General features: G+C 33.5%; 5 protein-coding genes. 2 read left to right on the top strand and 3 right to left on the bottom strand.

The window, feature by feature from the left end; genetic code table 11:
* Positions 1-265: 265 nt before the first annotated feature.
* On the top strand, positions 266-1,882 hold the full coding sequence (pafA, locus tag FNW38_RS15830) for an alkaline phosphatase PafA (protein ID WP_143388713.1): 1,617 nt from the start codon (positions 266-268) through the stop codon (positions 1,880-1,882).
* A gap of 68 nt (positions 1,883-1,950) precedes the next feature.
* Here pafA and lysA read toward each other — a convergent pair whose 3' ends face one another.
* The 3 genes from lysA to gltB all read right to left on the bottom strand — a co-directional run bounded on the left by lysA (position 1,951) and on the right by gltB (position 9,334).
* Positions 1,951-3,168 (bottom strand): diaminopimelate decarboxylase, encoded by a 1,218-nt coding sequence (lysA, locus tag FNW38_RS15825; protein WP_143388714.1) that lies wholly within the window; start codon positions 3,166-3,168, stop codon positions 1,951-1,953.
* A 194-nt stretch (positions 3,169-3,362) separates the two neighbouring features.
* Complete coding sequence (locus FNW38_RS15820) at positions 3,363-4,817, bottom strand: glutamate synthase subunit beta (protein WP_143388715.1); 1,455 nt, start codon at positions 4,815-4,817, stop codon at positions 3,363-3,365.
* A 2-nt stretch (positions 4,818-4,819) separates the two neighbouring features.
* Complete coding sequence (gene gltB, locus FNW38_RS15815; protein WP_143388716.1) at positions 4,820-9,334, bottom strand: glutamate synthase large subunit; 4,515 nt, start codon at positions 9,332-9,334, stop codon at positions 4,820-4,822.
* A gap of 398 nt (positions 9,335-9,732) precedes the next feature.
* On the opposite strand from gltB, the gene sucC reads away from it, so the two are divergent.
* Positions 9,733-10,926 (top strand): ADP-forming succinate--CoA ligase subunit beta, encoded by a 1,194-nt coding sequence (sucC, locus tag FNW38_RS15810; RefSeq protein WP_143388717.1) that lies wholly within the window; start codon positions 9,733-9,735, stop codon positions 10,924-10,926.
* The last annotated feature ends 120 nt before the right edge of the window (positions 10,927-11,046 follow it).

Below are 11,046 nucleotides of genomic sequence, written 5' to 3'. Positions count from 1 at the left end.
ACAGAGTAGTTAAGCCCGCCTGCGCAGATGGTACTGCAGTTATGTGGGAGAGTATGTCGTCGCCTTTCTTTAATCTGGACCCGTTTCAGATTCTATTAAATCCTCATCATTTACTTGATGGGGATTTTTTGTGCGCAAAACTTTTTTGTCGATAATAAAGGATTAATCGAGTTAAGAAAAAATTAATTTATCCTGCTTAAGTTTTTGTTCAGACTTGTTTTAAAACATTAAATTGTATTTTTGTTGAACTATATAAAATTATAATATGAAAAAAATCATTTTGCTTTTGGGATTTATTATTAATTTAAACATGCAAGCTCAAGAACGTCCAAAATTGGTTATTGGTATTGTTGTAGATCAAATGAAGATGGAATATTTATATCGTTTTTCGGATGATTTTTCACCTAATGGTTTTAAAAGATTAATGGGTAATGGATTTACTTTCCAAAATATGCATTTTAATTATATGCCTACTTATACCGGACCAGGGCATGCGTCAGTATATACGGGAACTACTCCTTCTACACATGGAATTGTAGGAAACGAATGGTTTAGTAGAAGTTTGGGTAAAGAGATGTATTGTACAGATGATGCATCAGTAAAAACAATTGGAGATGGGACAGCTAAAGAAGGAGAAATGTCTCCTAAGAATTTGCAAAGCACAACTATTACTGATGAATTGCGATTAGCTACAAATTTTAAAGGAAAAGTAATTGGAATGAGTCTTAAAGACCGAGGTGCTATTTTACCTGCTGGACATTTTGCCAATTGGGCTTTTTGGTTTAGTAAAACTGGGGCTTTCATTTCTAGTTCTTTTTATGGTTCAACATTACCGGATTGGGTCACACAATTCAATCTGGAAAAAAGATACATGCCGTATATCACTAAAGGTTGGGATTTATTTAAACCTGCGGCAACTTATAACGAAAGTCTCCCGGATGATAATCCTTATGAAGGAAAATTGTACAATAGTACAGCACCTGTATTTCCATATAATTTAAAAGATATGTACGATAAAAATGATGCAAGTGTAATACGTGGTACACCATTTGGAAATAATCTTTTGGCAGAATTTGCAATGAAAGCAATTGAAAAAGAAGAATTAGGGAAAGATAATATTACAGATTTCTTGACTGTTAGTTTTTCTTCGACCGATTATGTTGGACATTTACTTGGACCAAGATCTATAGAGTTACAAGATACTTATTTACGTTTAGATCAGACAATCGCTGAGTTTTTAGCTTATTTGGACAAAACGGTAGGTAAAGATAATTATTTGCTTTTCTTAACTGCCGATCATGCAGGTGCTGAAAATGCAAACTATCTTAGAGATAATAAATACAACGTTAAAAGTATTAATCCTAATGATGTTGTAAAGGGATTGAGAGACTTTTCTATTGCTACTTTTGGACAAGATTTAATTTTAAATTATTCTAATTTTAATCTTTTCTTTAATAAAGAAATTATTAAGTCTAAAGGGTTTGATTTGACAAAAGTAAAACAGGCTTTCAAAGACTATTTGATGACACAGGAACAAGTCAAAAGAGTCTACACTGAAGAAGAAATTCTAGGGTCTACCGGAAATGATTATTACCTTAATTTTATTGCTAAAGGTTATGATCCAACACAAGATGGTGATCTTGTTATTCTTGACAAAGCTGCTTATATAGAATATCAAGGAACAGGAACTTCTCATGGAACGCCATATAGTTATGATACGCATGTACCAGTAATATTCTATGGTTGGCATGTTAAGAAAGGGGAATCATTTTCGAAGAAATATATCACACAAATTGCACCTACGATTGCTCAAAAAATTAAAATTCCTTTTCCAAATGGAACTGAAGCTAATGTTTTGGAAGAAATTTTAGAAAATAAATAAACTTTATTTATTGTGTTTTAATAAAAAATCCCATCTCGTTTATACTTGAGATGGGATTTTTATTTTACCTAAACAGTTGCAACTATTGGCAATGGAATTTGATTTTTTAATAAATCTTCAAAGGTTTCATGTGCTCGTATTAAGTGCCCTTCGCCTTTCATCCACAATACTTCTGCTGGTTTGTATCTTGAATTATAATTAGATGCCATAGAAAAACAATAGGCTCCCGCATTTCTAAAACATAAAATATCACCTTCTTTTATTTCGGATATTCTTCTATTATTTGCAAAAGTATCCGTTTCACAAATGTATCCAACAACGGAATAAAAACGTTCTTTCCCTTTTGGATGTGAAATGTTTTCAATATGATGTTGTGAACCATAAAACATTGGTCGTATTAAGTGATTGAAACCACTGTCTATCCCTGCAAAAACTGTCGATGTAGTTTGTTTTACCACATTAACTTTGGCTAAAAAGAAACCAGCTTCACTTACTAAAAATTTACCAGGTTCAAATATTAATGTCAATTCTTTACCGTATTCTGCACAAAAAGCATTGAATCTTTTCGAAAGTTTTTTTCCTAATTCTTCAATATCAGTTTCGATATCATCTTTTTTGTATGGTACTTTAAATCCGCTTCCAAAATCTAGAAATTCAAGATTCTTGAAGTTTTTTGCTGCATCAAATAAGATCTCCGCCGCATATAAAAATACTTCTATGTCAAGAATATCGGAACCAGTATGCATGTGAATACCTACGATATTCATTTTTGTATTTTCAACAATACGAACCAAATGAGGTAATTGGTGAACAGAAATACCAAATTTACTATCAATATGACCGACTGATATATTTGCATTTCCGCCTGCCATTACGTGAGGATTTATACGGATACAAACAGGAACTGATGGGTATTTTGTACCAAACTGCTCTAGTATAGATAAGTTATCAATATTTATTTGGACACCCATGGCTGAAACTTCTTCAATTTCTTCCAGAGAAACTCCATTGGGAGTGTAAAATATTTTTTCAGGCTCATATCCTGCATGAAGCCCCAACAATACTTCTTGAATAGATACAGTGTCTAAACCAGATCCCATTTCTTTTAGTAATTGGAGTATTGCAACATTCGACAAGGCTTTCATAGCGTAATTAATACGTAACTTATCTACCTTAGAAAAAGCCTTTGTTAATCTGTTGTATTGAGATTGTATTTTTTCGGCATCATATACATATATGGGGCTGCCAAATTGTTCTGCTAATTGTAATAAGTCTTTTCCTTGCATTTTGATTCTATTTTTAGGCAAATTTATTATTCTTTATTAATACAAACAAATAAAAACACATATTTTAACAAATTATAACAAAATGTTTTTAATATAACAATTAGTGTTATTTTTAATATTTTTATAACTATTCTGAAAATAAAAATCCCTTGATAAAAATAATTATCAAGGGATTCTCGTAAAATTATTTTTTATTATAAACTAGGTAAATCACCGTTACCTTTAGTTGGTAAATTAGTAAAACCCATTAAATAATTATCTACTTCTCTAGCGGCTTCACGACCTTCAGATATTGCCCAAACAATTAAGGATTGTCCTCTTCTCATATCACCAGCAGTAAATATATGCGGAACATTAGTTTGGTAATTAGTCGCTTTATAGTTGCTTCTGAAATCTACCTCTAATCCTAATTGATCGCTTAATGTTTTTTCTGGACCTGTAAATCCAAGGGCTAATAAAGCTAAATCACAAGGCCATATTTTTTCAGATCCTTCCTTTTCTATCAATTCAGGTCTTTGTCCCGGAGTCATTTTCCAAGCTACTTCAACAGTTTTCAATCCTGTTAATTCTCCTTTTTCATTAGAAATAAATTCTTTGGTATTGATTAACCAGTTTCTATTACAACCTTCTTCGTGAGAAGATGAAGTTTTTAATTGTAGTGGCCAGAAAGGCCAAGGAGTAGTTTCACTTCTTCCAACAGGTGGTTTTGGTAAAATCTCAAAATTAGTAACTGATTTAGCACCGTGTCTGTTTGATGTACCAACACAATCTGAACCAGTATCTCCACCACCAATAACGATAACATCTTTACCAGTTGCTTTGATTTGATCTGGTATAGATTCCCCGTATAATACTTTAGTTTGTTGTGTTAAAAAGTCCATTGCCTGAACAACTCCTTTACTTTCAATCCCTTTTGTAGGTAAGCTTCTTCTTTCAGTTGCACCACCACATAATACGATTGAATCAAAAGAATTTAATTCTTCAATACTGAAATTTACACCAACGTTTACATTGGTTTTAAAAACAATCCCTTCTGCTTCTAAAATTGCAACACGTCTGTCAATAATTCCTTTTTCTAATTTAAAATTTGGAATTCCATAACGTAGTAATCCACCAATTGCATTGTCTCTTTCAAAAACGGTCACGGTATGTCCTGCACGATTTAATTGTTGTGCAGCCGCTAAACCAGCAGGACCAGAGCCTATGACGGCTACGGTTTTGCCTGTTCTTGTCGCTGGAACTTGTGGTTTTATCCATCCTTCCGCGAAACCTCTTTCGGCAATGTTTTTTTCAATATTTTCAATAGCTACTGGTTCACTGATTATACCTAAAACACATGATTTTTCGCATGGAGCTGGACATAATCTTCCTGTGAATTCAGGGAAATTGTTTGTTGATTGCAAAATCTCCAATGCACTTTCCCATTCCTCTTGATGCACCATGTCATTAAAATCAGGAATCAAATTTCCTAACGGACAAGCACTATGGCAAAAAGGAATACCACAATCCATACATCTAGATCCTTGTTCTTTTATTTTATCTTTTGCTAACGGAATTGTAAACTCATTATAGTTTGATACACGTTCTACAACAGCTATATTATTTTCGTCAGTTCTACTATATTCTTTAAATCCACCTATCTTACCCATGACTATGCTATTAGTTCTTCTATTTGCTTTTCTTCTGCTAATCTTTTCAATGCTTTTTTGTAATCTGTTGGCATCACTTTAATAAAGTGTTTTTGTTGATTTTCCCAATCACCCAAAATTCTTTTTGCCAATGGACTATTCGTATACATAGAATGATTTCTTATTAAACGTCTCAGTTTAGTTATGTCATCTTCTTCTAATGTTTCAAAAGCAACCATTTCCATATTACATACAGTAGCATCGAATTTTTTATTTGGATCAAAAACATAAGCAATACCACCACTCATACCTGCAGCGAAATTCCTTCCGGTTTTTCCTAAAACTACTACAGTTCCTCCAGTCATATATTCGCATCCATGATCTCCAATTCCTTCAACAACTGCTGTTGCTCCAGAATTTCTAACGCAAAAACGTTCTCCAGCCATACCGTTGATGTAGGCTTCACCAGTAATTGCTCCGTAAAGTGCAACGTTACCAATGATAATGTTTTCTTCTGGTTTGAATGTTGCAGTAGGAGGGACTTTGATAATTAATTTACCACCTGAAAGTCCTTTTCCTAAATAATCATTACAGTTTCCATGAATTTTAAATGACAGACCATTTGTTGCAAAAGCACCAAAACTTTGTCCGGCAGAACCTTCAAAATCAACTAATATCGTGTCTTCGGGTAAACCTTGTGCACCATATATTTTTGAAATCTCATTACTTAAAATCGCACCAACAGAACGATCTGTGTTTTTGATATTAAAAGTAACTCTTGTTTTCTCTTTTCTATAAATAGAAGGAATAGCTGCTTTTATAATTTCAAAATCAAGTACATTATCTAAAGCATGATCTTGTGTAGTCGTATTATGATTTGGAACTACTTTAGCTTTTTCTGGTTTATACAAAATGGTAGATAAATCTAATCCACTTGCTTTATAATGTTTGATGGCTTTGTTGACATTCAATTTTTGAGATTGTCCCACCATTTCTTTTAGTGTTCTAAATCCTAATTGAGCCATGATTTCTCTTAACTCTTCGGCAATAAAATACATGAAGTTGATGATGTGCTCTGGAGTTCCTTTGAAATTTTTTCTCAATTCTGGATCTTGAGTAGCGATACCAACTGGACATGTGTTCAAGTGACAAGCTCTCATCATAATACAACCAGACGCTACTAACGGTGCTGTTGCAAAACCAAATTCTTCAGCTCCAAGTAAAGCAGCAATAGCTACATCACGTCCTGTTTTCAATTGTCCATCACATTCTAAAACTACACGACTTCTTAAATCATTTAAGATTAAAGTTTGTTGTGCTTCGGCAAGTCCAAGTTCCCAAGGAATACCTGTATGTTGTAGTGAAGTTAATGGTGCAGCACCAGTTCCTCCATCGTATCCTGAAATCAAGATCACATCGGCTTTTGCTTTAGCAACACCGGCAGCGATTGTTCCAACACCAACTTCAGAAACTAACTTAACGTTAATACGTGCTTCACGATTGGCATTTTTTAAATCAAAAATCAATTGAGATAAATCTTCAATAGAGTAAATATCGTGATGTGGAGGAGGAGAAATTAGTCCAACATAAGGAGTTGAATTTCTAACTTTTGCAATCCAAGGCACCACTTTTTCTCCAGGTAATTGACCACCTTCTCCAGGTTTTGCGCCTTGAGCCATTTTTATTTGAATCTCTTTGGCATTTGTCAAATAATTGATAGATACACCAAATCTTCCTGAAGCAACTTGTTTAATCGCACTATTTCTAGAATCACCATTTAAGTCTTTTTGGAAACGTTTAGAATCTTCTCCACCTTCTCCAGAATTACTTTTTCCACCAATTCTATTCATGGCAATAGCCAAGTTTTCGTGGGCTTCCTGACTGATAGATCCATAAGACATGGCTCCAGTTTTGAATTTTTTTACAATTTCTGTCCAAGGTTCTACTTCGTCAATAGAAATTGGATCCAAATTATTGAATTCAAATAAACCTCTAATTGTCATTAGGTTTTTACTTTGGTCATTGACCATATTGGAGTATTCCTTATAACTTTCAGGACTGTTTAATCGTACAGCCTGTTGTAATTTAGAAATGGTTGTAGGGTTGAACATGTGTTTTTCCCCAGTTCTTCTCCATCTGTAGATTCCTCCGATTTCAAGGGATAATAAATTAGCCACTTTTGAATTTGGGAAAGCTTTTTGATATCTCTTTTTGATTTCTTTTTCTACTTCCATTAGACCAATTCCTTCAATTCTAGAAGGTGTGTAAGGGAAATATTTAGAAGTGAATGTTTTATTTAATCCTAAAATTTCAAAAATTTGAGCAGCTCTATACGAATGTAAAGTAGAGATACCGATCTTGTTCATGATTTTAAGGATTCCTTTTGCAATCGCTTTATTATAATTTTTAATCGCATAATCTGCTTTTACGCCAGTAATAAAGCCTTCGTTAACTTGATCATGAATAATTTCATTGACCATATAAGGATTTATTGCACTTGCGCCGTAACCAAATAATAATGCAAAATGGTGTGGTTCACGTGGTTCAGCAGATTCAATTATGATTCCGAATTTTGAACGTACTTTTAGAATATTTAAAGAGTGATGAATGTAAGAACAAGCCAATAGCATTGGTATTGGAGCCATTTTTTCGCTTACACCCCTATCAGAAATAATTACGATATTGCAACCTTCTGAAACTGCTTTAAAAGTAGCTTGAACTGCTCTTTCCAATGCGCGTTCCAAGCCATTTACTCCTTTTTCGATATCGTATAAAGTAGAAATAGTCACCGATTTGAAATCAACATGATCAACATTTCTTATTTTATCTAAATCCTCATTTGAAATAACTGGATTTTGGATTTTTAACTTTTTACAATGTTTAGGATCAACATCAAAAATATTATAATCACCACCAATAGCTAAACTGATATCAGTAATGATTTCTTCACGAATACCATCCAATGGCGGATTAGTAACCTGAGCAAATAACTGTTTGAAATAGTTATATAATAATTGTGGTTGATCTGATAAAACCGCTAACGGAGTATCATTACCCATAGAACTTAAAGCTTCATTACCTTGAGCTCCCATTGGGTTTATTATTGTTTTTAAATCCTCAATAGTATAACCAAATAGACGTTGTCTTGTTTCAAAGTCTATTTTTTCGGTTGGTATTGGATTATTAGTATAAGGAATTTGAGCTAATTGCAATAAATTCTCATCTAACCATTTTTTGTATGGACGTTTGGTAACGACAGCATTCTTTATCTCATCATCTTCAATGATTCGACCTTCGTTCATGTCAACCAAAAACATTTTACCTGGCTCTAAACGACCATGTTGCACTACATCTTCCGGTTTGATATCAAGAACTCCAATTTCTGAAGACATAATTACGAAACCACTTTTTGTAAGTGTATAACGAGAAGGTCTCAAACCATTTCTATCCAACAAGGCACCAATAACGTTACCATCTGTAAAAGGAATAGAAGCTGGACCATCCCAAGGTTCCATGATACAAGCATTATATTCGTAAAATGCTTTTTTGTCTTCCGACATGGTCTGGTGTTTTTCCCAAGCTTCAGGAACTACCATCATCATTGCTTCAGGTAAAGAACGCCCAGTCATCAATAACAACTCGACAACCATATCCATAGAAGCTGAATCTGATTTTCCTTCTAATATAATAGGGAATAATTTTTTCAAATCATCACCAAATACATCACTTTGCATCAATTCTTCACGAGCACGCATTCTGCTAATGTTACCACGAAGTGTATTGATTTCTCCATTATGACACATGTATCTAAATGGTTGTGCTAATTCCCATGAAGGAAACGTATTTGTTGAAAAGCGTTGGTGAACCAAAGCTAATCTGGTAACTAAATCAGTGTCAGATAAATCAGTATAGTAGCGGCTAATGTCTTCTGGCATCAACAAACCTTTATATATAATGGTAGTTGTTGAAAAACTAGAAAAATAGAACATATGACTTTCTGAAGTTCTTGAATTTATTATAATATGCTCTGCAATTTTTCTTGCAGCAAACATTTTGGCGTTAAATTGTTGTTCCGTAAGGTCCAATCCATTTTTACCAACAAATACTTGTTTTACGGTTGGTTCCTTTTCAGCTGCAATTTGTCCTAAATTAGAAACATCTACAGGAACATCTCTCCATCCTAGAATTTCTAAATTTTGATTGCGTATAGAATCCTCAAATGTTGTTTTACAAAAAGCTACTTGGTTTATGCTTTTTGGCATAAAAACCATTCCTACTGCATATTGTCTTGCTTCTGGGATTTCAAAATCACATACTTTTTTAAAAAATATATGAGGGATATCAAATAAGATTCCTGCTCCATCTCCGGTTCTTCCATCTGCACTTACAGCTCCACGATGCTCTAGCTTTATTAAGATATCGAGTGCTTTATGGATAATATCATTAGACTTAATTCCATTCAAATTACAAATAAATCCTGCGCCACAATTATCATGTTCAAATTCGGGCAAATAAAGGCCTTGTTCTTTAACTTTCATGCTTAATATTTTTTTTACAAAATTAAAGATTTAGTAACATATAATGAGTGTAAAAGCCAAATCGGGTGTATTTTTACAGTAATAGTAGAAAAAGGTACGATAAATCACAATAATTGTATTTAAATACAATTCAATTGATTTTTCTATAAAAAGAAAACCGATTAAAAGGACTTAAGTCAATTATTTTGAAAGAATTATTTTACCGAAGAATTCTGTTTTAGAATTATAACAAAATGTTTGTTATTTTTTATATTTCTTGCTTCGCTTAATGATTAGCTTTAAATATACAAATTTAGGCACTACATTTAATAAAAAAAAATAGCAGTTAAGTTTAATTTTGCTATTTTTGTGCCACTTTTATTCTGAAATAAATTCAGAATCCAGACAAATTCTATATTATGAACATACACGAATATCAAGGAAAAGAGATTTTAGCTAGCTACGGGGTTCGCATACAACGCGGAATCGTTGCTAATAGTCCAGTAGAAGCCGTTGCTGCTGCAAAACAATTAACTACAGAAACTGGTACAAGTTGGTATGTAGTAAAAGCCCAAGTTCATGCAGGCGGACGTGGTAAAGGTGGTGGGGTTAAGCTTGCCAAAAACTTACAACAAGTAGAAGAAATTGCAGAACAAATCATAGGAATGCAATTGGTAACACCTCAAACTTCTGCCGAAGGTAAAAAAGTACATAAAGTTTTAATCGCTGAAGATGTTTATTATCCTGGCGAAAGTGAAACTTCTGAGTTTTATGTTTCTGTTTTATTGAATAGAGCTACTGGTCGTAACATGATTATGTATTCTACTGAAGGTGGAATGGATATTGAAGAAGTTGCGGAACACACACCACATTTAATTTTTACGGAAGAAATTGATCCTTCTGTTGGATTACAAGGTTTTCAAGCAAGAAGAATTGCTTTTAACTTAGGTCTTTCTGGAAATGCGTTCAAAGAAATGGTGAAATTCATCGATTCTTTATACAATGCTTATATTGGATCTGATGCTTCTATGTTTGAAATCAACCCGGTTTTGAAAACATCTGACAATAAAATTATGGCTGTAGATGCTAAAGTAAATATCGATGACAATGCTTTATACAGACAAAAGAAATATGCTGATATGCGTGACGTTCGTGAGGAAAACCCAATCGAAGTGGAAGCAAAAGAAGTAGGTTTAAACTATGTTGATCTTGACGGTACAGTTGGATGTATGGTGAACGGAGCTGGTTTAGCTATGGCAACTATGGATTTAATTAAGTATGCTGGTTTTGAGCCTGCTAACTTCCTTGACGTAGGTGGAACTGCTGATGCAAAACGTGTTGAAACTGCTTTTCGTATTATCTTAAAAGATCAAAACGTAAAAGCAATTTTGATTAATATTTTTGGAGGAATCGTTCGTTGTGACCGTGTGGCACAAGGAGTTGTTGATGCTTACAAAAATATGGGGGATGCTATTAAAGTACCAATCATTGTTCGTTTACAAGGTACAAATGCAGCTATCGCAAAAGAATTAATTGATAATTCAGGAATGCCAATTTTATCTGCTGTTGAATTCCAAGAAGCAGCGGATCAAGTAAAAGCGGCTCTTTCTTAATTAGAAAATTGTTATATATTAAAAAATCCTGTTCGCCGCGGCGAACAGGATTTTTGTGTGTAGTAAACTTATATTGCGGATGATACTATAAATTGAGTTTTTAACGTTTATAAATAAAAC

This window comes from Flavobacterium gawalongense (assembly GCF_007097265.1).
In the GTDB taxonomy this organism is placed as follows: Bacteria; Bacteroidota; Bacteroidia; order Flavobacteriales; family Flavobacteriaceae; genus Flavobacterium; species Flavobacterium gawalongense.
This window is presented reverse-complemented; position numbering and strand designations above follow the sequence as displayed.

Bases quoted from the DNA above. Each gene is read 5' to 3' on its own strand.
- lysA (WP_143388714.1), bottom strand. From the start codon at position 3,168: ATGCAAGGAAAAGACTTATTACAATTAGCAGAACAATTTGGCAGCCCC.
- gltB (WP_143388716.1), bottom strand. From the start codon at position 9,334: ATGAAAGTTAAAGAACAAGGCCTTTATTTGCCCGAATTTGAACATGAT.
- sucC (WP_143388717.1), top strand. From the start codon at position 9,733: ATGAACATACACGAATATCAAGGAAAAGAGATTTTAGCTAGCTACGGG.
- pafA (WP_143388713.1), top strand. From the start codon at position 266: ATGAAAAAAATCATTTTGCTTTTGGGATTTATTATTAATTTAAACATG.
- FNW38_RS15820 (WP_143388715.1), bottom strand. From the start codon at position 4,817: ATGGGTAAGATAGGTGGATTTAAAGAATATAGTAGAACTGACGAAAAT.